Genomic DNA, 20,447 nt, shown 5'->3' with positions numbered 1-20,447 from the left:
AAGGGGATTCCTTCGCTGACGATAGCGACTTTAAGGTAAGTTTACTACTTTTTCGGGCGTTCGGCGGCGTGGCTGGCGATGCCTCGTCGCTCCCGTCATGCCGGCGCCTCGGGCGAATAAGAGCGTGAAAGCCAAGCAGTTCGGAGAGGCGAGGTTCCCGGGCAGCGGAGCACGTGCTGCAGGATATGTTGTAAAATTACTTAAAATTCCTTGAGGCCTCGGGGCGTCTGGTCCACATTGTAGGGCAGGACCCGCCGGGGCAGGGCCGTCGGCCCCGTCGGCGACAACCTTCACGCCCCGGGGCGCTCTAACCCCACAGGGGCGAGACCCGCGAACGCACCGAACCGAGGAGACTCCTGCCATGACGCTCAAGATCGCCATCAACGGCTTCGGCCGCATCGGCCGCAACGTGCTTCGGGCGCTGTACGAGAACGGCTATCGCGACCGGGTGCAGGTGGTCGCCATCAACGACCTTGGCGATCCGGCCCTGAACGCGCACCTGCTGCGCCACGACAGCGTGCATGGCCGCTTCGCCTTCGCCGTCGAGCACGACGAGGAGAGCCTGAGCGTGGACGGCGATCGCCTCGCCATCCTCGCCGAGCGGGACCCCGCGGCCCTGCCGTGGAAGGCCCTGGGGGTCGATCTGGTGATGGAGTGCACGGGGCTCTTTACCCATCGCGAGGCCGCCGCCCAGCACCTCGACGCCGGCGCGCGACGCGTGCTGATCTCGGCGCCGAGCCCGGATGCCGACGCCACCGTGGTCTATGGCGTCAATGAGCACGTGCTCACCGCCGAGCACCGGGTCGTCTCCAATGCCTCCTGCACCACCAACTGCCTGGCGCCCCTCGCCCAGGCGCTCCATGAGGCGGTGGGCATCGAGAGCGGCCTGATGACCACGGTGCACGCCTACACCAACGACCAGCACCTCTCCGACGTCTACCACTCGGACCCCTACCGGGCGCGCAGCGCGACCCAGTCGATGATTCCGACCAAGACCGGGGCTGCGGCGGCGGTGGGGCTGGTGCTGCCGGCGCTCAAGGGCCGGTTCGATGGCCTGGCGGTACGGGTGCCGGTGATCAACGTCTCGCTGGTGGACCTGACCTTCACCCCCAGCCGCGACACCAGCCGGGAGGAGATCAACGCCGTCGTCGCCCGGGCCGCCGAGGCCTCGCCGGTGCTGGCGGTCAACGCCCAGCCGCTGGTCTCCATCGATTTCAACCATGACGCCCACTCCTCGACCTTCGACGCCAACCACACCCGGGTCAGAGGCCGGCTGGTCAAGGTGATGGCCTGGTACGACAACGAGTGGGGCTTCTCCAACCGCATGCTGGACACCGCCCTGGCCATGCAGGCGGCGGCACGCGACGCCGCCTGAGCCGCCTCAGTCGGGCAGGTGCCAGGTCGCCGGGCACTGGGCGCTGGGGAAGAGCCGCTGGGCGGTATCGGCGTTGCGCCGCTCGGCCAGGCAGTCGCGCCCCTCGCCGAGGGCGCGCAGCAGGGCGTCGTCGCCGTGGCGCACGTTGACCAGGGTCAGGTCGTCCCGGCGCGCCACCGCATAGTCGATACTCAGCGACTGGACGAAGGGTTCCAGGCGGGCGGGATGGCTATCGAGGCAGAGCGAGAGGCGCGTGGCCCCGGCATCGATCAGACCGGCATGCAGCCCGGCCGCCACCAGCCGGCCGAGGATGTCGTGCTGGCGGGCCTCGTCCATGAAGGCGAAGTCTCGTGGGCGGATCTCCAGCAGCGTCTGCGCCTCGCAGAGCATGAGGGCGGGCACCTCGCCATCATGGCGTGCTTCCTCGCCGATGGTGCTGCCCGGCGCCTCGAGATCCTGGAAGGAGCGCACGGTCAGCGGGATCGCCCGCTGCTGCAAGGGAGCCAGGGTCTTGGGGTGGATCACCGTGGCGCCGTGCCAGGCCAGCGCGATCGCCTCGTGGTAGGAGATCGTTTTGAGCTGCACCGCGTTGTCGACGCGGCGCGGGTCGGCGTTGAAGAGCCCCGGCACGTCCTTCCAGATCGTGACTCCCTCGGCGCCCAGGCAGTGGGCGAGGATCGCCGCGGAGTAGTCCGAGCCCTCGCGACCCAGGGTCGTCGAATCGCCCTCGGGGGTGGCGCCGATGAAGCCCTGGGTGACGCGGATCCGGCCGTCGTCGAGGTCCAGGCCGCGCACCCGCTCGGCGGTGGCGGACCAGTCCACGTTCGCCGCCTGATATTCGGCGTCGGTGGCGATCAGCTCCCGGGCATCGCGCCACTCGCTGGCGCGGCCGCTCTCCTCGAGCCAGGCGGCGACGATAGTGGTGGAGAGCAGCTCGCCGAAGCAGACCGTCTGGTCGTAGTGGAAGGGGCGCTCGCGGCCGGCATGGGCCCGGTGGCGCCGGTCGAGCTCGGTGATCAGCGCCTCGACCCTCCGGGTCACCGGCTCCGCCGAGGCCCCAAAGAGCGCCTCGACGGTGGCGAGGTGGTCGCGGCGCAGGGCCTCGAGGCGCTCGCGGTACTCGGCCGGCTCATCGCCCCGGGCCGCGGCGAGCAGCGCCTCCAGGGCGTTGGTGGTCTTGCCCATGGCCGAGACCACCACGATCAGCGGGCGCCCGGGGAACTGGGCGAGCAGCTCGCCCAGGTGGCGGATGGCCTCGGCGTCCCGGACCGAGGCGCCGCCGAACTTGAAGACCTGGGTCATGGTGGCTCCTTTCGCGCTGGCATGACGTCTCTGACGCCACCATGCGGGAAAGTCGCGGGGGAGAAAAGGGGCGGAACGCCTTGGGGGGAGGAAACGACGACGGGCCCCCGAGGGGGCCCGTCGCGTCGGCGTCGAGGTCCGTGGCGGCGTCAGCTCAGCCGCTGCCGGTAGTCCTCGTAGCCGAAGGTCTTCACCGTGCGCACCTCGCGGCTCGCCTCGTCGATACGGCAGATCGACGGCAGGCGCATGCCGTTGAAGGTGGTGGTCTTGACCATGGTGTAGTGGGCCATGTCGGTGAACACCAGCCGGTCGCCGATCGCGAGCGGCGCATCGAAGCTGTACTCCCCCACCACGTCGCCGGCCAGGCAGGTCAGCCCGCCCAGGCGATAGGTGTGGGCCTTCTCGCCGGGCTCGCCGGCGCCGAGGATCTCGGGCCGGTAGGGCATCTCCAGCACGTCGGGCATGTGCGCGGTGGCCGAGGTGTCGAGGATGGCGATGGCGCCGTCGTTCTCGACGATGTCGAGCACCGTGCAGACCAGGTAGCCGGTGTTGAGGGCGATCGCCTCGCCCGGCTCCAGGTAGACCTCGAGGTGCGGGTGGCGCGCCTTGAAGTCGCGGATCACCCGCACCAGCCGTTCGACGTCGTAGTCGGGGCGGGTGATGTGGTGGCCGCCGCCGAAGTTGACCCACGCGAGGCCGCGGAGATAGCGGCCGAACTTCTCCTCGAAGGCCGCCAGGGTGCGCTCCAGGGCGTCGCTGTCCTGCTCGCAGAGGGTGTGGAAGTGCAGGCCGTCGAGGCCGGCGAGATCCACGCCCTCGAGCTCCGCCGCCCGGGTGCCGAGCCGCGAGCCGGGCGCGCAGGGATCGTAGAGCGCGACCTTGCCCTCGGAGTACTCCGGGTTCACCCGCAGCCCGCAGGAGACCTCGCGCGGCGCCTCGGCCACGGCCGCGCGGTGGCGCTGCCACTGGGCCGGCGAGTTGAAGCTGAGGTGGTCCGCGTACTGCAGCACCACCGCCATCTCCGCCTCGCTGAAGGCCGGCGAGTAGGCGTGCACCTCACCGCCGAAGGTCTCCGCGCCGAGGCGCGCCTCATCCTGGCCGCTGGCCGTGGTGCCCACCAGGTAGCGGCTGACCAGCGGGAAGGCGTCCCACAGGGCGAAACCCTTGAGCGCCAGCAGGATGCGCGCCCCGCTCTCCTGCTGGACCCGCTCGAGCAGCTCCAGGTTTCGGCGCAGCAGGGTGTCGTCCACCACGTAGGCCGGCGAGGGGCAGGCCGCGACGTCGAAGTTGGGCGTATCCACCATCGTCGATCAGGCCAGCGGGTCGTGGTCGGGGTCGAGCTCGACCACCTGCCACGGCAGGCCCATGTCGCCGATGCGGTCCATGAAGGGGTCCGGATCGAGCTGCTCGACGTTGAACACGCCCGCCCCCTTCCAGATGCCTTCCAGCATCAGCATGGCGCCGGTCACCGCCGGCACGCCGGTGGTGTAGGAGATCGCCTGGGACTGCACCTCGCGGTAGCAGGCCTCGTGGTCGCAGATGTTGTAGATGTGCACCTTGCGCCGCTTACCGTCCTTGATGCCGTCGGCGATGATGCCGATGTTGGTCTTGCCCTTGGTGCGCGGGCCCAGCGAAGCCGGGTCCGGCAGCACCGCCTTGAGGAACTCCAGCGGGGCGATCTCGGCATTGCCCACCTTGATCGGCTCGATGCTGGTCATGCCGACGTTCTCGAGCACCTTGAGGTGGGTGATGTACTTGTCGGAGAAGGTCATCCAGAAGCGGATGCGCTTCAGGCCCTTGATGTTCTGGCAGAGGGATTCCATCTCCTCGTGATAGAGCAGGTAGAGATCCTTCTCGCCGATGCCGTCGAAGTCGAAGGTGCGCTTCACCGCCAGCGGGTCGGTCTCCTTCCACTCGCCCTCTTCCCAATAGCGTCCCTTCGCGGTGATCTCGCGGATGTTGATCTCGGGATTGAAGTTGGTGGCGAACGGATAGCCGTGGTCGCCGCCGTTGGCGTCCAGGATGTCGATGTGGTGGATCTCGTCGAACAGGTTCTTCTGCGCGTAGGCGCAGTAGATGTTGGTCATGCCCGGGTCGAAGCCGCAGCCCAGGGTGGCCATGTTGCCGGCCTCGGCGTAGCGATCCTGGAAGGCCCACTGCTCCTTGTACTCGAACTTCGCCTCGTCGGGATGCTCGTAGTTGGCGGTGTCCAGGTAGGGCACGCCGGTGCGCAGGCAGGCCTCCATGATGGTCAGGTCCTGGTAGGGCAGGGCCACATGGATCAGCACGTCGGGCTGGAACGACTCGATCAGCGCGACCAGCGCCTCGACGTCATCGGCATCCACCTGGGCCGTCTGGATGGGGCGATCCAGCTGCGCCGCGATGGCGCGGCACTTGTCTTGGTTGCGGCTGGCCAGGCAGATCTCGGAGAAGACTTCGGGATGCTGGGCGCACTTGTGGGTAACGACGCCACCGACGCCGCCGGCGCCGACAATCAGGACTTTGCTCATGGGGTTTCGAATCCAGATCGAGAAATGTTCAACGATGATAGGGTCTTATCGGTCGATGGACTGCGTCTGCGAGCCCGGACCCGATGCCACCCCGGTCGACCTTTCGCACCGAGCTCCGCAAGGGAGGCGCGAGTGCGCGATGATGGCGTCCTAGCGAGTCGGGGGCAAGTGCTTTTCGTGCATGCCGTGCGACGAAAAGCGGGGGGCAGTAGCGCGCCTCGCCCGTCTCCGAAAGGCGGCCGGGCGAGGCGCGGTAGGCGTCAGCCCGCCGTCGGGCGGGTGATGCGCTTGGGCTCCAGATAGGCGTCGAGCCCGGCCGGGCCGAGCTCGCGGCCGATGCCGCTGCGCTTCATGCCGCCCCAGCTGGCGTGGGGCGGCGCCACCTGGTCGCAGTTGCACCAGACGTTGCCCGCCTCCAGGCGTCGGGCGATCGCCTCGGCGCGCGCCGGGTCGCCGGCCACCACGGTGGCCGCCAGCCCGAAGTCGCTGTCGTTGGCCAGGGCGATGGCCTCCTCGTCGTCGGCCACCCGCCGCGCACAGAGCAGCGGCCCGAAGATCTCTTCCTGCCACAGGCGGCTGTCGGTCGGCACGTCGCGGTAGAGGCGCGGCGCCACGAAGCAGCCGCGCTCGGGAAGCGCGAGGACAGGGGTGGCGCTTGCGAGCCCCTCCCGCTCGGCCTGGATGAGAAAGCCGTGCACCCGGTCGCGCTGGACGGCGGTCGCCAGGGGGCCCATGTCGGTCTCGGCCGCCAGAGGATCGCCCAGGCGCAGCGCGCCCATGGCCTCGTCGATGGCGTCGAACAGGGCCTCCGCGACGCGCTCGTGGACCAGCAGGCGGCTGGTGGCGGAGCACATCTGGCCGGCGTTGTAGCAGATGCCGGCCATCACCAGGTCCCGCGCCTGGGTGAGATCGGCGTCCTCGGTGACCAGGATCGGCGACTTGCCGCCGAGCTCCAGGGAGACCGGCCGCACCCCGCGGGCGGCGGCCTGCATCACCGCCTCGCCCACCGCGTTGCTGCCGGTGAAGGAGAGCTTGTCGATGCCCGGATGCCGGCTCAGCGGCGCGCCGATGCCCTCGCCGTCGCCGTGCAGCAGGTTGACCACCCCCGGCGGCAGGCCCGCCTCGAGCACGAGCTCGGCCAGGGCCCGTTCCGGAAGCGGGGTGACCTCAGAGGGCTTGAAGACCACCGTGCAGCCGGCGGCCAGCGCCGGGGCAAGCTTCCAGGCGCTGCTGACCAGCGGGAAGTTCCAGGGGGTGATCAGGCCCACCACGCCGACGGGATCCCAGTAGCGCCGGGCCGCGAGGCCATCGAGGCCGCTGTCGTCGGCCTGGCCCTGGCGCTCGCCCAGCGCGCGGGCCTGGTCGGCGTAGTAGCGGTAGCAGGCGATGGCGTCGTCGAGGTCCTGATGCGCCTCGGCCAGCGGCTTGCCGTTGTTGCGGCTCGAGAGCGCGGCCAGCGCCTCGCGGCGCGCCTCGAGCCCCGCGGCGATGGCGTCGAGATACTCGCCGCGCCGGCGCTCCGGGGTGGCGCGCCAGCCGGGCAGGGCGCGGCGGGCGGCGGCCACGGCCGCCTCGACGTCCGCCGGGTCGCCGACGGTGACCTCGGCGATCACCGTCTCGTGGTAGGGATCGAGCACCGGGCGGCGGGCCTCGGCCCGGCTCGCCACCCAGGCGTTGTCGATGAATTGCTCGGTCAGGGCGTGCATAGGGCCTCGTCGTGCTCAGCGAATGGGCAGCCAGCGGCGCCGGGTCGGGCGCATGCCGGGGAAGTTCAGCTCCACCAGGCGCAGCCCGAGGGTCAGCACGATGGTGGTGGCCAGGTAGATGCCGGCGATCAGCAGCAGCGGCTCGTAGACCAGGAAGGTCTCGTCGCGAATGATGTTGGCCGCCTGCAGCAGGTCCATCAGCGCGATGGTGGAGACCAGCGGCACCGACTTGAGCAGCAGGATCATCTCGCCGGTCAGGGTCGGCAGGCAGAGCTGGATGGCCCGCGGCAGCCAGAGCCGCGTCAGCACCTGGACGCCGGAGAGCCCGAAGGCGCGGCCAGCCTCCAGCTCGCCCCGAGGCACGCTCTGCATGGCGCCGCGGATCACCTCGCCGGAGTAGGCGCCGACGCTGAGGATGAAGGTCAGGGCACCGAAGAAGAAGGGGTCGCGCAGCAGCGGCCAGAAGGCGCTCTCGCGGATCCCCGGCACGCCCTCCAGCAGGCGACCGACGCCATAGTAGAAGAAGAACAGCTGCACCAGCAGCGGGGTGCCGCGGATCACCGTGGTGAAGGCCAGGGCCAGCCAGGCCAGCGGCCGGGGGCCGCGCAGGCGGGCCAGGGCCACGCCCACGGCGAGGATCAGGCCGCCGACGGCCGAGACCGCCAGCAGCCACAGGGTGTTGACGAAGCCCTCCCACAGATACTCCTGATAGAAGGGGTCGCTCAGCCAGGAAAAGTCCATCTCAGGCCTCCGTGGGTTGGCCGCGGCGCACCAGGCGCTCGAGGCGGGCGAACAGCGCCGTGGAGGAGAGGGTCATCAGCAGGTAGATGACGCCGGCGGCGGCGTAGAAGAGGAAGTAGGCGCGGCTGCTGGCGGCGGCCTGCTGGATGGTGAAGAACAGCTCGTTGAAGCCGATCACGCTGATCAGGGCGGTGTCCTTGATCAGGATCAGCCACAGGTTGGACATGCCCGGCAGCGCATTGGGCAGCATGGCAGGCAGCACGATGCGGTGGAAGCGGGTCCAGCGCGAGAAGCCGTAGGCGTCGGCGGCCTCCAGCTGGCCGCGAGGGATGGCCAGGATGGCGCCGCGGAAGACCTCGGTCATGTAGGCGCCCTGGACGAAGGCCAGCACCCCGACGGCGGTGGCGAAGCCGGTGATCTTCACCGCGCCGGCCATGCCGAGCTTGGCCAGCAGGGCGTCCAGCGCCTGGGCACCGGCGTAGTAGAGCAGGATGATCAGCAGAAGCTCGGGCACGGCGCGGATCAGCGTCGAGTAGGCGCCGGCCAGGGCGCGCAGCGGCGCCCAGGGGCTCAGCTTGGCGCCGGCGCCCAGCAGCCCCAGCAGCAGGCCGATGGCGTAGGCCAGCACGGCGATCTCCACCGTGGTCAGGGCCCCGGCCAGGATGGGGCCGGCCCAGTCGCCGAGCCCCTCCGGTGTCATGGCAGTCATGGTCGATGGTGTCCTTGGTCACGTGACGAGACGCCCCGACGCCGGCCGGCGTCGGGGCAGCGACTGGCGCTCGCGGCTCAGTCGTAGACGCAGACGTCGGTGCCCAGGTACTCCTCGGAGAGGCTGGCGCAGGTGCCGTCCTCGATCACCGCGGCGATGGCCGCATTGAGGTCGGCCTCGAGCGCGTCGTCCGCCTGGCGCAGGCCGATGCCGACCCCCTCGCCGTAGGCCTCGTGTCGCGGCGCGGTGGCCTTGATCTCGAAGCCCTCGGCCTCGTCGCGCTCGAGGAACTGCACCATGGCGATCTCGTCGGCGAGGATCGCGTCCAGGCGCCCGGAGAGCAGGTCGTTGTTGACCTGTTCGGCCTGGTTGTAGATGCGAATGTCCACGCCGCTGTCGCGCAGCGCGCGGCGGGCGTAGGTGGCGTTGGTGGTGGCGGCCTGGACGCCCAGCACCAGGCCGTCGAGGTCCTCGGGGCCGCTCATCTCGCGGTCGTCGGCGGCCACGTAGGCGCCGGGCGTGAAGTAGTAGGGGCGGGTGAAGTCGATGACACGCTGGCGCTTCGCGGTGATCGACATGGAGTTCATGATCATGTCGATGCGCTCGGCGTTGAGCGAGGCGATGATGCCGCTCCAGCCGGTGGGCGTGATCTCGCACTCGCGGCCCATGGCGTCGCAGAGGGCGAGGGCGAGGTCCACCTCGAAGCCGGTCCAGTCACCGCTGGCGGCCTTGAAGGTGAAGGGCGGGTAGGGCTCGCCGGAGATGCCCACCTTGAGGGGCTCGTTGGCCTGGGCGGTGGCGGCGAGGCCCAGCAGGGCGGCGGCAGCAAAGGTGCGCTTCAGGGGGAATGTCATGATCTTCTCCTGTCGTTGTGGTGTGTGGAGCGTTCAGGCCGCCGGCGCGACGAAGCGACGGCAGCGGGGATCATCGAAGACGTCCTCCGGGCTCCCCGAGGCGGCGATGCGCCCCTGGTCGAGGTAGACCAGCTGGTCGGAGACCTCGCGGGCGAAGTGCATCTCGTGGGTGACCAGCAGCATGGTGCGGCCCTCGTCGGCGAGGTCGCGGATCACCCCGAGCACCTCGTTGACCCGCTCCGGGTCCAGCGCCGAGGTGGGCTCGTCGAAGAGCAGCAGGCGGGGCTCCATGGCCAGGGCGCGGGCGATGGCCACCCGCTGCTGCTGGCCGCCGGAGAGGAAGGCGGGGTAGGCGTCGCGGCGGTCGGCCATGCCGACCCGCTCGAGGTAGTGCTCGCCGATGGCGGTGGCGCGGCGCCGGGAGAGCCCCTTGACCCGCATCGGGGCCTCGATGACGTTGCCCAGCACGCTCAGGTGGGGCCAGAGGTTGAACTGCTGGAAGACCATGGTCACCTTGGCGCGCAGCCGCTGCAGCTGGCGCCGGTCCAGGCCGACGATGCCGCCCTGGGGATTGCGGGTGAAGCGGATCGCCTCATCCGCAATCGCCAGTTCGCCCCGGTCGGGCCGTTCCAGCAGGTTCATGCAGCGCAGCAGGGTGCTCTTGCCGGAGCCGCTGGAGCCGATGATGGAGGTGACGGTGCCTTCCTCGACCTCGAGGGAGACGCCCTTGAGCACCTCCAGGTCGCCGAAGTGCTTGATCAGGTGGTGGGCCGCCACCGCGGGGGCGGCGGCCGGGGAGCAGGGAGAGGGTTCGAACGATGTCGTCATAGGCAATCGGCCTCCGGGGCCGGGGTCGGTGACAGGGATGCGCGATCGGCTTCGGACCGGGCGCGTTCGGCGCAGGCGGCCAGGCGGCGGCTGGCGGCGGCGAGCCGCGCGGCGTCGACGGTCAGGCTGAGGCGCACGAAGCCGGCCGCCGAGGGGCCGAAGGCCTCGCCGGAGAGCACCGAGACGCCCTCCTCGTCGAGCAGGCGGTCGGCGAAGGCCTGGGAGGAGAGGCCGGTGGCGCGGATGTCGACCATCAGGAACATCCCCGCCGGCGGGCGGATCGCGCTGACGGCGGGGCTCTCGGCCAGCGCCTCGCAGACGGCGTCGCGGCGCGCGCGATACGCCTCGCGCATCTCCTTGAGCTCGGCCGGCGGCGCGGTCAGTGCGGTGCAGGCCGCGTCCTGGACGAAGTCTGGGCAGCCGTAGAGCATGCACAGCGCCAGGTGAGAGAGGTGGCCGATCAGCGGCGCCGGGCCGACCACCCAGCCCAGCCGCCAGCCGGTCATGGCGTGGGACTTGGAGAGGCTGTTGATGATCACGCTGCGCTCGGCCATGCCCGGCAGGGTGGCGGGGCAGACGTGCTCGCCCTCGTAGATCAGCTCGGCGTAGACCTCGTCGGAGATCAGCCAGAGGTCGTGGCGGCGGCAGAGTTCGGCGACGGCCTCCCAGGTCTCGGCATCGATCAGCTGGCCGGTGGGGTTGTGGGGGCTGTTGAGCAGCAGCGCCCGGGTGCGCGGGGTGATGGCCGCCTCGAGGGCCGCCGGGTCGAGGCGGAAGTCCGCCTCGCCGCGCAGCGGGACCTGTACCAGCTCGGCGCCGGTGGCGCGCAACACCGCCTCGTAGGTGACGTAGCTCGGCTCGGGCACCAGCACCTCGTCGCCGGGATCGAGCAGGCACTGGGCGGCGGCGTAGAGGCCGCACTGGGCGCCGGCCATGACGATGACGTGCTCCGGCCCCACCTCGAGGCCCTGGTCGCGATAGCCGTCGGCGATGGCCTGGCGCAGCGCGAGCTTGCCCTGCACGTCGGCGTAGTGGGTGGCGCCACCGCGCAGGCTCTCGACGGCGCTCTCGATGATCGGCGCCGGGGTGGTGAAGTCGGGGTCGCCCACCGAGAGCACGGTGATCGCCTCGCCGGCGGCCTGGCGGGCCAGGGCGCGGTAGTGGATGTCCCAGGCCGCGGCACCCTCGCCGGCGATCCGGTTGGTCAGTTGGGAATAGCGCATCGAAAGCTCAGCCTCGGTCGGTGTCGGGGGAGTGGGAGGGGGGCGACAGGCGGCGCCGCTCGGCCTGCCAGGCCAGCGCGGTGCCCGCCGGACTCTCGGCCCAGGCCTCGTACTGGCGGGCCACGTGCTCGGCCATCGCGGGCGAGGCGGCGAGCAGCGTCTGGCCGGTGGCCTGGGCGGCGAGCTGGGCCTGGCAGCTGCGCTCCAGGTCGCGCATGCGCAGGAAGGCCTCGCCGACGCTGCGCCCGCAGGTCAAAAGGCCATGCTGGCGCAGCACCATGGCCATGTGCGAGCCGAGGTCGGCGGTCAGCCGCCGGCGCTCGTCGAGGTCCAGGGCGATGCCCTCGTAGTCGTGGTAGGCCAGGCGGTCGTGGAACTGCATCGCCCACTGGTTGAGCGGCAGAAGCCCCTCCGCGAGGCAGGAGACGGCGACCCCGGCCACGGTGTGGGTGTGCAGCACGCAGGCCACCTCGGGGCGGGCGGCGTGGATGGCGCTGTGGATGGTGAAGCCGGCCGGGTTGATGCCGAGCCCGGTGGGGTCGTCGAGCACCGTGCCGTCGGCGGCCACCGTGACCAGGTCCTCGGCGCGGATCTCCTCGAAGCGCAGGCCGAAGGGGTTGAGCAGGAAGCGGTCCTCCTCTTCTTGCCGGCCCTCGCCGGGCAGCCGCGCCGAGATGTGGGTCGAGATGCCGTCGTCCATGCCGTCCAGGGCGATCAGCCGATAGGCGGCGGCCAGGTCGTGCCGCACGCTGGCCTCGGTCTCGCGGGGCACGCTCACAGGCGGGCCTCCACGGCGGCCAGGGCGTCGTCGCCGTCGCGGGTCTTCACGCCCTCGAGGAAGGCGGCGACCCGCTCGGGGTGGGCGGTCAGCCACTCGCGGGCCACGTCCTCGACGTCGCGCTCCTCCAGGCTGTAGGCGCGGATGAACTCGCTCTGCTCGGCGGCGGAGAGCGTGAACTGGTCGAGCAGGCGCGCCAGGTTGGGGTTGGCCTCGGCGTACTCCCTGGCGACGATGGTCTTGACGTCGCTGCGGCCGCTGTCGGCGCCGAAGACGTTGGCCGCGTCATCGAGGATGTGCACGTCGTACTCCGGCACCATCCAGTGCGGGGTCCAGCCGTAGAAGAGGATCCACTGCTCCTCGGCCACGGCGGCGCGCACCTCGGAGAGCATGCCGGGCGTGGACGAGGCCTTGAGCTCCCACCCGTCGAGCCCGTGGGTATCGTTCTCGATGGCGCCCTCGATCATGTCGGTGACGGTGGAGCCGCTCTCGATGCTGTAGATGGTGCGGTCGAAGTGCTCGGCCACCTCGGGGTCGGCGAGCTGTGCGGCGTCGGTGATCCCGGCCTCGGCCACGTAGCCGGGCACCGCGAAGCCCATGCGGGCGCCGGTGACGTTGTTGCCCAGGTCGACGATGGCGTCGGCCGCCATGGCGGCGTCGTAGCTCTCCTGCTGGGCGGGCAGCCAGCCGGCCAGGAAGGCGTCGCTGTCGCCGCTCTGCAGGGTGCTGTAGCCCACCGTGGAGCTGAGCTCCAGGGCCTCGGCGCGGTAGCCCAGCGGCGTGATCAGCTGGGCGAGGATCTCGCTCTTCACGGTCACGCCCGGCCAGGGCGGCACGACCAGGCGCAGCTGATCGTCGCGATCGGTGGCGAGGGCGGGCGCGGAGAGGGCCAGGCCGGCGACGAGGCCAAGGCCGTGGATGAGGGTCAGGGGGCTTCGCGTCTTGGTGCACATGTGCAGACGTCTCCTTATCGTCGGGGGCCGGTCGTGCCGGCCGGAAGTTCAGTGCCGGGCCGTGGGCGGCGTCATGCCGAGGCGGCCCAGGCGGCGGCATCGATCTCGATGATCAGCGGCGAGTCGGCGCCGTCGAGTCGCCCCAGGGCCTCGTGCAGGCTCGCCGGATCGCCCACGGTGGCGTAGCGGCAGGCGTAGGCCGAGGCCAGGTCCCGGAAGGCCGGCGCGGCCAGGTCGACGCCGACGTGCGCCACGTCGCTTGCCGACATGTAGCGGCGGATCTCGTCGTAGCCGTCGTTGTTCCAGATCACGATCGCCAGCGGGCGGCCGAGGTCGCGAGCCGTGCCGAGCTCGCCGAGCACGAACTGCAGCCCGCCGTCGCCGACCAGTGCGACCACCGGCCGCTCCGGCTCGGCCAGGGCGGCGCCCAGGGCGGCGGGCAGCCCGTAGCCGAGGGTGCCGTAGCCGGTGGCGGCGTTGAACCAGCGTCGCGGGGCCGGCATGGCGGCCAGGAAGTTGCCGGCGTAGACCGGGCCGGTGGAGTCGCCGACCACCACGGCGTCGGGCAGCGCCTCGCGCAGGGTGGCGAAGAGCGGCACGTAGGGGGCGAGCTCCGGGTCTTCGGCGAGGGCGAGCTCACGGCGCACGGCGGCGGTGCGGGCCCGGCCGTCGCGCTCGTCGGGCTCGGGCAGACGCGCCGCCAGCGCCGCGAGGGTCTCGCCGGCGTCGGCGACCAGCGCCAGGTCGGTCGCCTGGTTGCGGCCCAGCTGCTGGGGGTCGATGTCGACGCGGATCAGCCGGCCGTCGAGCCGGAAGCCCTCGTCGAAGACCAGGTCGTAGTCGGTCTCGCCGAGCTCGGTGCCGATGGCGAGCACCACGTCGGCCTCGGCGGCCAGCCGGCGCGCGGCGGGCAGGCTGGCGGTGGCGCCCAGGTCCAGCGGGTGATCCAGGCCCAGCACGCCCTTGGCGTTGATGGTGGTCAGGGTCGGGGCGTCGAGGCGCTCGGCGAGGGCGCGGGCGGCCTCGGGGGCGCTGGCGCAGCCGCCGCCGAGCAGCAGCAGCGGACGCTCGGCGCCGGCCAGCCAGTCGGCGGCCCGGGCGATGGCCGCGGGGGCCGGCGCCGGGGGGAAGACCTCCACGGGGCGCGGCGCGAGCGCAGGCACCTCGGTGTCGAACAGGTCGATAGGAATCTCGATGTGCACCGGTCCCGGCCGCGCGCCGCGGAAGATCGCGAAGGCCCGGGCCAGCAGCTCCGGCAGCGCCTCGGGGTCGTGCAGGGTGTGGCTGAAGACGCTGACGCCGGCCAGGGTCTGCTGCTGGCTCGGCAGCTCGTGCAGGCGCCCCTGGCCGCGGCCCAGGGTCGGGCGGCGGTTGACGCTGGAGATCACCAGCATCGGCACCGAGTCGGCCAGCGCCTGGCCCATGGCGGTGGCGATGTTGGTCATGCCGGGGCCGGAGATGATGAAGCAGGCCGCCGGGCGGCCGCTGGCGCGGGCATAGCCGTCGGCCATGAAGCCGGCGCCCTGCTCGTGGCGCGGCGTCACGTGGCGGATGCGGCTGTCGCTGAGTTCGCGGTAGAGCTCGATGGTGTGCACCCCGGGGATGCCGAAGGCGGTGTCGACGCCGTAGGCTTCCAGCAGGCGCAGCAGCTGGCGGGCACAGGTCTGGCTCATGGGGTCGCCTCCCCGTTCACCGGCTCTTCCACCGACTCTTCTTCCACAAGATCAGGCAGGCCGCCGCGCACCGGGCGTCCCAGCACCCGCTCCACCATGGGCACGAAGTGCTCGAGGGGCAGGGTGTCGTAGTCGGGGTCGAAGCTCGCCTGGTCCCAGTCGTCGCAGAAGCGCACGGTGCGCGCGTAGGCCGGGTGGTCGCGGAACTGCTCCCGGGCGTGGGGATCCTGGCCGAAGAAGTGGCGGTAGTGGTAGCCCTGGAAGAGCTCGTGGTGGCGGATCATCCAGGCGTTGAGCGGGTCGACGAAGGGCTCGAGGATCGCCGCGGCGATCTCGGCGTGGTTGGCCGGGGCCAGGTCGTCGCCGATGTCGTGGAGCAGCGCGCAGACCACCATCTCCTCGTCGGCGCCGTCGCGCAGCGCCCGGGTCGCGGTCTGCAGGCTGTGCTGGTAGCGATCCACCGGGTAGCCGTGGGTGTCGCCGGCCAGGTTATGCAGGTGCTCCAGCACCCGGCGCGGGGCGTCGGCGAGGTAGTCGCGGAAGCGGGCGTCGATCAGCGCCCAGTCGTCGCGGCGGGCCTCACCGAAGTGGCGGAAGGTGGCCTGGTTCATGCGGGCTCTCCTGCGGTCGGGGCGGGGGTGGCCTGGCGGCGCAGCACGCGGCGGCGGCTGGCGGTGCTGTCGCGGTCGACGTAGCCCTGGCGCAGGTGGCGCACCCCGCCGGCCAGCTGGAAGGCGCTGCGGCCGTGCAGCAGGCGGTAGTTGTCCATGATCAGCATCTGGCCCGGGTCGAGCTTGAGGTGCAGGGTCAGCTCCTCGCCGGTGATCAGCCGATAGAAGGCCGTGCGCGCGGCGTAGTAGGCCTCCAGTTGCTCGGTGGGCAGGGCCGGCACGCGCTCGGTGCGGTTGGAGTAGCGCACCCGCACCGGGTCGCCCTGGCTGTCGAGCTCGATCAGCGGGCCCTCGCCCTCGAGGTGGGTGGTGTCGTCGCGGTAGCGGAACCCCGGGGTGACCCGGGTCAGGCAGTCGTAGGCCGCCGGGTCGCGCTCGCGCAGCAGGCGGGCGGCCATGAAGCCGTCGGCCAGGGTGCTGTCGCCGCCGTCGGCGGCGTTGGTCAGGCAGTGCAGCCAGATGTAGCCGGGGATGGGGTCCCGATAGGGGTTGTCCGTGTGGGGCTCCAGGCCGCGCTGGGTCATGGTCAGGTCGTAGGCGTCGGCCACCGACTTGACGTCGGCGATGCCGCCCCAGTTGGTGCGCCGCAGCGGACCGATGCGATCGACCAGCGGCTGCATGCCGTGCTCCTCGGTGGGCACGCCGGAGACCAGCACGAAGCCGTCGCGGTGCAGCGCCTCGAGCATCGCCAGCAGGGCGTCGTCGTCTTCCACCGCGGCGGCGAAGTCGGCCTCGGGGTGCGGCGCGCTGGCGGCGTCCCAGAGCCGCTGGGGCGGGTCGCTCGGCGCGTCGTTCAGCAGCGCGTCGAGGGCGAAGACACTTTGGTGGCCGTCGCTGAAGCGCAGGTGCAGCTCGCCGTCGCGGGCCTCGGCCGACTCCACGGCGAGGTCCAGCGGCAGCTCGGCGGCCTCGATCAGGCGCTGGCCGGTGCGCGGGTCCAGGGTCTCGGCATCGGGGCTGCGCTCACGCAGCCAGAGGGCGGCGAATTCGCGGGTCCGGCCGTGGTGGTCGATGACCAGGCGTCGGTTATTGGCCAGGGATGTGACGTGTGTCATGGCGGCGTCTCCACGGACTGTGCTTCGGGGTCGCGATCCACCATAACCCCCTCGGACGCCCGCGACTTGATTAAATTGGCCTCAGGCTTGACTCTATTGGTCATGATCGACATTTCCGATACCGCCTGGCCCTATCCGCGCCCTGATTCCCCGCCGCTGCTCACCCCCGAGCAGGCCGAATACACCCTCGACGTGTGGCTGGTGCCGCGCTTCTCCATGCTGACCCTTTTCTGCCTGCTGGAGCCGCTGCGCGTGGCCAACCGCTTCGGCCGCGACCTCTTCGCCTGGCGCCTGCTCTCGGCGGACGGGGAGGCGGTGGTGGCCAGCAACGGCGTGCGCATCGACGTGGATGGTCCGCTGGAAGCGCTGCAGGACAGCGCGCGGCTGATGGTCGTCTCCTCCTATGAGGCGGAGGCGACGGTGCGCTTCCAGGATCGCGCCGTGCTGCGACGCATCGCCGCCCACGGCGGCTGGCTGGGCGGGCTCGACACCGCGCCCTTCATCCTGGCCCGGGCCGGGGTGCTGGAGGGGTGCCGGGTGGCGCTGCACTGGGAGAGCGTGCCGGCCTTCCGGCTCGAGTTTCCGGAGCTCGAGATCAGCCCGGCGCGCTACGAGTTCGACGCCACGCGGATGACCGGCTCCGGGGGTGCGGCGAGCATCGACATGATGCTGGAGTGGATCGAGCGCGCCTACGGGCCGGCCCTGGCCGATGCCGTGAGCCGCCAGCTGGTGCACGAGCGGGGGCGCGGCGAGGGGGGCGAAAAGCGTCAACGCTACGGGGAGCTGCCGCGCAGCGTGGTGCGGGCGCTGGCGGTGATGGAGGCCAACCTGGCCCAGGCGCTGCCGATCCCCGAGGTGTGCCGGCTGGCCGGGCAGTCCCAGCGCCAGCTGACGCGGCTCTTCCAGCGTCACTTCGGGGAGACTCCGCGCCAGTGCTACCTCGGCATGCGCCTGGACCGGGCGCGCCAGCTGCTGGCCGACAGCCGCTGCCTGGTGACCGAGGCGGCCTTCGCCACCGGCTTCACCCAGCCGGCGCACTTCACCCGCGCCTATCGCGCCCGCTTCGCCGAGGCGCCCAGCGTCACCGCCGAGCGCGGCAGCGGCGTCGAGCAGGGGGGCGAGGGTGTCTCGGTCGGCTAACGGTGAGCAAGGCGTCGGGCGGGGCGTCTGCGAGAGGCGGGCAGAAACGAAAAAAGCGCCCGTAGGCGCTTGATTCGTCGACTGTTTGGTGGAGGCGGCGGGAATTGAACCCGCGTCCGCCGGCACTCACCCATTGGCTCTACATGCTTAGTTTCGTCTTTTGTTTTAACGCCACTGGCTCCGACGATCAGGATCCAGCAACGCGATTCCTCGTAAGGTTTAACGACAGGCGAGAGGACACCACCTATCGCGATCCCATCAGTCTTGGCTCATATCCCGTCAGCAATGAATGGGCACATTGCCTTCGGGCCGGGCTAGAAGCTAGCGGCGTTTAAGCTGCCAGCGCGCCCTGAGCGTAGTTGTCGTCGTTTGCGACTATTTAGTCGTGATGTTGGATTTACGAGATACATCACGCTCTCGGCATGCACCTCAGGGATTGTCACCGGCGTCGAAACCGTGTCGCCCCCGTAACGCGCATCCTAACAGGATGTGCAGGACTGTGACACCTCAGGCCTTGGTTTGTTCGCGCATGATGCGCCCTTTCTGCCGCTGCCAGTCGCGGTCCTTCTCGGTGGCGCGCTTGTCGTGCAGCTTCTTGCCGGTCACCAGGGCCAGCTCGCACTTCACCCGGTTGTCCTTCCAGTAGAGCTTGAGCGGCACGCAGGTGTGGCCCTTCTCCTGGGTCCGCGAGAAGATCTTGGCGATCTCCTTGCGATGCAGCAGCAGCTTGCGGGTGCGCGTCGGGTCCGCGATTTCGTGGGTGCTGGCGGTGTTGAGCGGGGTGATGTGGCTGCCCAGCAGCCAGGCCTCGCCGTTCTTGACCAGGATGTAGGTGTCGGTGAGCTGCGCCTTGCCGGCGCGCAGGCTCTTCACCTCCCAGCCGGCCAGCACCAGGCCCGCCTCGAAGCTCTCGTCGATGTGGTACTCGAAGCGTGCCTTCTTGTTCTGGGCGATGACGTTGCCGCCGGGCCCCTTGCTCTTGCCTTTCTTGTTGGCCATGAAACCTCGTGTCCTGTATCTGCCGGTGGCGCTTGCCCTTCGATGTGGGGGGAAGCGTGGTACCATTCAAGGCCTGAAATAACCGCTCATGATACGCCCTGGGCACTGTGAAGTCAGCGGAGAGCTCAATGCCAACGGTCAATCGGTCCGCCATGGTGCGGCACACCCCCCAGGACATGTTCGACCTGGTCAACGACTTCGAGCGCTACCCGGAATTCCTTCCGGGGTGCCGGAACGCCCGCCTGCTCGAGCGCGACGAGTCGCACCTGATCGGCGAGATGACCCTGGGTCGTGCCGGCATCGAGCAGAGCTTCACCACTCGCAACGACCTGATCGAACCCGAGCGCATCGAGATGTCGCTGGTCAGCGGTCCCTTCAAGCGCCTGCGCGGCCGCTGGCTGTTCATCCCGATGGGCGAGGGGGCCTGCAAGATCAGCCTCGAGCTGGAGTTCGAGTTCGCCAACCGCCTGCTGGGCATGGCCTTCGGCAAGCTCTTCCAGCAGGTCGCCGGGCAGCTGGTCGACTCCTTCACTCGCCGGGCGGACAGCCTCTATGGCCGCTAGCGCGCCGGACGCCATCGAGGTCGAGGTGGCCTTCGCCCTGCCCGAGCGGCAGTGCGTGGTGGCGCTTCGCGTCCGCCAGGGCACCACGGCCCGCGAGGCGGTGGCGATGGCGGGGCTGGAGGCGCGGTTTCCGGAGCTTCCCGCGGCGACCTTCTCTGAGGCCGACCTGGGGCTCTTCGGGAGGCGCCTGCGCGACCCCGAGGCGCAGCCCCTGAAGGCGGGGGATCGCGTCGAGGTCTACCGGCCGCTCAAGATCGACCCCAAGGCGGTGCGCGCCGAGCGCGCCGCGGCCAGAACGCGCTGACGCCCCGTCCGGCGGGTGCCGGTACGGGGCGTCTGGCGAGGCTCGATCGCGGGATGGCTCAGGGGCGATCCGGCGTGAGGTTGTCGATCGGCGCGTCCTGATCGTCCGCGGCGACGCCGCTGTCGGGGCCGATGCCGCGCTCGTCGCCGAGCGGCGGCGCGGTCGAGAAGTCGCCCTCCCGCTCGATCTGCACGACGCGACCGCCGTCGAAGGTCAGGGTGATGCGCCGCTGCTCCACGCCGCCGTAGGCCTCGTCGAGGCGATAGACGTAGTCCCACTGGCGGGCATCGAAGGGCGCCTCGAGCAGCGGGCTGCCCATCAGGTCGACCACCTGCTGGCGGGTCATGCCCGGCCGCAGCTGTTCGGCCATGCCCTCGGTCACCAGGTTGCCCTGGGGCAGGTCGCGCTTGTAGACCCCGAAGTAGCTGCAACCGCTGATCATCAGCAGGGCGACGGAAAGGGTGACGATTCTTGTCAGCTTTTGCATTTGCGCCTGTTCTTCACTATCGTGGATTCGGTCGATCATAACCGACCCTACCCGATACTGCGAAGAGCGACCATGGCCGACCAGAACCATGAACTGCGCAAGGCCGGTCTCAAAGTGACCCTGCCGCGCGTCAAGATCCTGCAGATCCTCGAGAGCGCCTCAGAGAAGCACCATCTGAGCGCAGAGGACGTTTACAAGACCCTGCTGGACGCGGGCGAGGACGTGGGCCTGGCTACCGTCTATCGCGTGCTGACCCAGTTCGAGACCGCCGGCCTGGTGATCCGTCACAACTTCGATGGCGGCCACGCCGTCTTCGAGCTCTCCCAGGAGGAGCACCACGACCACATGGTGTGCCTGGAGAGCGGCGAGATCGTCGAGTTCTTCGACGAGACCATCGAGCGGCGCCAGCAGGAGATCGCCGAGGAGCACGGCTTCGAGCTCGTCGATCACGCCCTGGTGCTCTATGTGCGCCCGCGGGGCTCCCGGGCGACACGCCAGGAAGGCATCCAGAAGAAGTAGCGCCGGCGGGTTCATCCCAGCGGCGAATGGCGCGGCCCCGATCCTCGGATCGGGGCC

General features: G+C 70.5%; 21 protein-coding genes and 1 other RNA gene. 5 read left to right on the top strand and 17 right to left on the bottom strand.

Annotated features, from left to right (window positions below; all coding sequences use genetic code 11):
- Positions 1-361 precede the first annotated feature (361 nt).
- Complete coding sequence (gene gap, locus C9F13_RS09750; protein WP_108446079.1) at positions 362-1,375, top strand: type I glyceraldehyde-3-phosphate dehydrogenase; 1,014 nt, start codon at positions 362-364, stop codon at positions 1,373-1,375.
- A gap of 6 nt (positions 1,376-1,381) precedes the next feature.
- Here the strand turns inward: gap and C9F13_RS09745 are convergent, their stop codons facing one another.
- From C9F13_RS09745 to tmpA, 14 genes are all read right to left on the bottom strand, one after another.
- Positions 1,382-2,677, bottom strand: a complete 1,296-nt coding sequence (locus C9F13_RS09745) for an aspartate kinase (RefSeq protein ID WP_108446078.1) — start codon at positions 2,675-2,677, stop codon at positions 1,382-1,384.
- 149 nt (positions 2,678-2,826) lie between these two features.
- Complete coding sequence (nspC, locus tag C9F13_RS09740) at positions 2,827-3,981, bottom strand: carboxynorspermidine decarboxylase (protein ID WP_108446077.1); 1,155 nt, start codon at positions 3,979-3,981, stop codon at positions 2,827-2,829.
- 6 nt (positions 3,982-3,987) lie between these two features.
- Entirely contained in the window at positions 3,988-5,187 is a 1,200-nt protein-coding gene (locus C9F13_RS09735) for a saccharopine dehydrogenase family protein (RefSeq protein ID WP_108446076.1), read from the bottom strand.
- A gap of 260 nt (positions 5,188-5,447) precedes the next feature.
- Positions 5,448-6,893: an aldehyde dehydrogenase family protein gene (locus C9F13_RS09730; RefSeq protein WP_108446075.1), complete on the bottom strand. Its 1,446-nt coding sequence runs from the start codon at positions 6,891-6,893 to the stop codon at positions 5,448-5,450.
- Positions 6,894-6,908: 15 nt separating this feature from the next.
- Positions 6,909-7,634 (bottom strand): ABC transporter permease, encoded by a 726-nt coding sequence (locus C9F13_RS09725; protein WP_108446074.1) that lies wholly within the window; start codon positions 7,632-7,634, stop codon positions 6,909-6,911.
- A 1-nt stretch (position 7,635) separates the two neighbouring features.
- A complete protein-coding gene (locus tag C9F13_RS09720) occupies positions 7,636-8,343 on the bottom strand; it encodes an ABC transporter permease (RefSeq protein WP_108446073.1) in 708 nt (235 codons plus the stop codon).
- Between the two features lie 77 nt (positions 8,344-8,420).
- A complete protein-coding gene (locus tag C9F13_RS09715) occupies positions 8,421-9,197 on the bottom strand; it encodes a transporter substrate-binding domain-containing protein (RefSeq protein ID WP_108446072.1) in 777 nt (258 codons plus the stop codon).
- Positions 9,198-9,230: 33 nt separating this feature from the next.
- The gene (locus C9F13_RS09710) at positions 9,231-10,025 is read right to left on the bottom strand and encodes an ATP-binding cassette domain-containing protein (protein WP_108446071.1); all 795 of its coding nucleotides are present in this window, start codon (positions 10,023-10,025) and stop codon (positions 9,231-9,233) included.
- Positions 10,022-11,248, bottom strand: a complete 1,227-nt coding sequence (locus C9F13_RS09705; protein WP_108446070.1) for a pyridoxal phosphate-dependent aminotransferase — start codon at positions 11,246-11,248, stop codon at positions 10,022-10,024. Before C9F13_RS09705 ends, C9F13_RS09710 begins: the two co-directional genes overlap by 4 nt.
- Before the next feature lie 7 nt (positions 11,249-11,255).
- Positions 11,256-12,026 carry a class II aldolase/adducin family protein gene (locus C9F13_RS09700; protein WP_108446069.1) on the bottom strand — a complete coding sequence of 257 codons (771 nt, stop codon included), beginning with the start codon at positions 12,024-12,026 and terminating at the stop codon, positions 11,256-11,258.
- Entirely contained in the window at positions 12,023-12,979 is a 957-nt protein-coding gene (locus tag C9F13_RS09695; protein ID WP_108446068.1) for a glycine betaine ABC transporter substrate-binding protein, read from the bottom strand. The genes C9F13_RS09700 and C9F13_RS09695 overlap by 4 nt, the downstream gene beginning before the upstream one ends.
- Before the next feature lie 71 nt (positions 12,980-13,050).
- Positions 13,051-14,652, bottom strand: coding sequence for a 5-guanidino-2-oxopentanoate decarboxylase (locus tag C9F13_RS09690; RefSeq protein WP_108446067.1), 1,602 nt, complete (start codon positions 14,650-14,652; stop codon positions 13,051-13,053).
- The gene (locus C9F13_RS09685) at positions 14,649-15,263 is read right to left on the bottom strand and encodes an HD domain-containing protein (RefSeq protein WP_108446066.1); all 615 of its coding nucleotides are present in this window, start codon (positions 15,261-15,263) and stop codon (positions 14,649-14,651) included. Before C9F13_RS09685 ends, C9F13_RS09690 begins: the two co-directional genes overlap by 4 nt.
- A complete protein-coding gene (gene tmpA, locus C9F13_RS09680) occupies positions 15,260-16,378 on the bottom strand; it encodes a 2-trimethylaminoethylphosphonate dioxygenase (RefSeq protein WP_108446065.1) in 1,119 nt (372 codons plus the stop codon). Before tmpA ends, C9F13_RS09685 begins: the two co-directional genes overlap by 4 nt.
- A gap of 102 nt (positions 16,379-16,480) precedes the next feature.
- Between tmpA and C9F13_RS09675 the strand changes: the two genes are divergently transcribed.
- Positions 16,481-17,518: a GlxA family transcriptional regulator gene (locus tag C9F13_RS09675; protein WP_108446064.1), complete on the top strand. Its 1,038-nt coding sequence runs from the start codon at positions 16,481-16,483 to the stop codon at positions 17,516-17,518.
- Positions 17,519-17,604: 86 nt separating this feature from the next.
- Here C9F13_RS09675 and ssrA read toward each other — a convergent pair.
- Positions 17,605-17,985: a transfer-messenger RNA gene (gene ssrA / locus C9F13_RS09670) on the bottom strand.
- A 40-nt stretch (positions 17,986-18,025) separates the two neighbouring features.
- Positions 18,026-18,517 (bottom strand): SsrA-binding protein SmpB, encoded by a 492-nt coding sequence (gene smpB / locus C9F13_RS09665; RefSeq protein ID WP_108446063.1) that lies wholly within the window; start codon positions 18,515-18,517, stop codon positions 18,026-18,028.
- A gap of 128 nt (positions 18,518-18,645) precedes the next feature.
- Here smpB and C9F13_RS09660 point away from each other — a divergent pair, with 128 nt between their 5' ends.
- Positions 18,646-19,080: a type II toxin-antitoxin system RatA family toxin gene (locus C9F13_RS09660; RefSeq protein ID WP_108446062.1), complete on the top strand. Its 435-nt coding sequence runs from the start codon at positions 18,646-18,648 to the stop codon at positions 19,078-19,080.
- Positions 19,070-19,384 carry an RnfH family protein gene (locus C9F13_RS09655; protein WP_108446061.1) on the top strand — a complete coding sequence of 105 codons (315 nt, stop codon included), beginning with the start codon at positions 19,070-19,072 and terminating at the stop codon, positions 19,382-19,384. Before C9F13_RS09660 ends, C9F13_RS09655 begins: the two co-directional genes overlap by 11 nt.
- Positions 19,385-19,442: 58 nt before the next feature.
- Here C9F13_RS09655 and C9F13_RS09650 read toward each other — a convergent pair whose 3' ends face one another.
- Positions 19,443-19,871: an outer membrane protein assembly factor BamE gene (locus C9F13_RS09650; protein WP_170121141.1), complete on the bottom strand. Its 429-nt coding sequence runs from the start codon at positions 19,869-19,871 to the stop codon at positions 19,443-19,445.
- A 72-nt stretch (positions 19,872-19,943) separates the two neighbouring features.
- Between C9F13_RS09650 and fur the strand changes: the two genes are divergently transcribed.
- The gene (gene fur, locus C9F13_RS09645; protein ID WP_108446059.1) at positions 19,944-20,390 is read left to right on the top strand and encodes a ferric iron uptake transcriptional regulator; all 447 of its coding nucleotides are present in this window, start codon (positions 19,944-19,946) and stop codon (positions 20,388-20,390) included.
- Positions 20,391-20,447: the final 57 nt, after the last annotated feature.

Origin of the sequence: Halomonas denitrificans (assembly GCF_003056305.1) — a bacterium.
Classification (GTDB): Bacteria; Pseudomonadota; Gammaproteobacteria; order Pseudomonadales; family Halomonadaceae; genus Halomonas; species Halomonas denitrificans.
The sequence above is the reverse complement of the archived record's forward strand: the minus strand, read 5'-3'. Positions and strand labels throughout refer to the sequence as shown.

Bases quoted from the DNA above. Each gene is read 5' to 3' on its own strand.
- tmpA (WP_108446065.1), bottom strand. From the start codon at position 16,378: ATGACACACGTCACATCCCTGGCCAATAACCGACGCCTGGTCATCGAC.
- C9F13_RS09695 (WP_108446068.1), bottom strand. From the start codon at position 12,979: ATGTGCACCAAGACGCGAAGCCCCCTGACCCTCATCCACGGCCTTGGC.
- C9F13_RS09730 (WP_108446075.1), bottom strand. From the start codon at position 6,893: ATGCACGCCCTGACCGAGCAATTCATCGACAACGCCTGGGTGGCGAGC.
- C9F13_RS09675 (WP_108446064.1), top strand. From the start codon at position 16,481: ATGATCGACATTTCCGATACCGCCTGGCCCTATCCGCGCCCTGATTCC.
- C9F13_RS09685 (WP_108446066.1), bottom strand. From the start codon at position 15,263: ATGAACCAGGCCACCTTCCGCCACTTCGGTGAGGCCCGCCGCGACGAC.
- gap (WP_108446079.1), top strand. From the start codon at position 362: ATGACGCTCAAGATCGCCATCAACGGCTTCGGCCGCATCGGCCGCAAC.
- C9F13_RS09650 (WP_170121141.1), bottom strand. From the start codon at position 19,871: ATGCAAAAGCTGACAAGAATCGTCACCCTTTCCGTCGCCCTGCTGATG.
- C9F13_RS09745 (WP_108446078.1), bottom strand. From the start codon at position 2,677: ATGACCCAGGTCTTCAAGTTCGGCGGCGCCTCGGTCCGGGACGCCGAG.
- C9F13_RS09660 (WP_108446062.1), top strand. From the start codon at position 18,646: ATGCCAACGGTCAATCGGTCCGCCATGGTGCGGCACACCCCCCAGGAC.
- C9F13_RS09715 (WP_108446072.1), bottom strand. From the start codon at position 9,197: ATGACATTCCCCCTGAAGCGCACCTTTGCTGCCGCCGCCCTGCTGGGC.
- nspC (WP_108446077.1), bottom strand. From the start codon at position 3,981: ATGGTGGATACGCCCAACTTCGACGTCGCGGCCTGCCCCTCGCCGGCC.
- C9F13_RS09705 (WP_108446070.1), bottom strand. From the start codon at position 11,248: ATGCGCTATTCCCAACTGACCAACCGGATCGCCGGCGAGGGTGCCGCG.
- smpB (WP_108446063.1), bottom strand. From the start codon at position 18,517: ATGGCCAACAAGAAAGGCAAGAGCAAGGGGCCCGGCGGCAACGTCATC.
- C9F13_RS09735 (WP_108446076.1), bottom strand. From the start codon at position 5,187: ATGAGCAAAGTCCTGATTGTCGGCGCCGGCGGCGTCGGTGGCGTCGTT.
- C9F13_RS09690 (WP_108446067.1), bottom strand. From the start codon at position 14,652: ATGAGCCAGACCTGTGCCCGCCAGCTGCTGCGCCTGCTGGAAGCCTAC.
- C9F13_RS09725 (WP_108446074.1), bottom strand. From the start codon at position 7,634: ATGGACTTTTCCTGGCTGAGCGACCCCTTCTATCAGGAGTATCTGTGG.
- fur (WP_108446059.1), top strand. From the start codon at position 19,944: ATGGCCGACCAGAACCATGAACTGCGCAAGGCCGGTCTCAAAGTGACC.
- C9F13_RS09710 (WP_108446071.1), bottom strand. From the start codon at position 10,025: ATGACGACATCGTTCGAACCCTCTCCCTGCTCCCCGGCCGCCGCCCCC.
- C9F13_RS09655 (WP_108446061.1), top strand. From the start codon at position 19,070: ATGGCCGCTAGCGCGCCGGACGCCATCGAGGTCGAGGTGGCCTTCGCC.
- C9F13_RS09720 (WP_108446073.1), bottom strand. From the start codon at position 8,343: ATGACTGCCATGACACCGGAGGGGCTCGGCGACTGGGCCGGCCCCATC.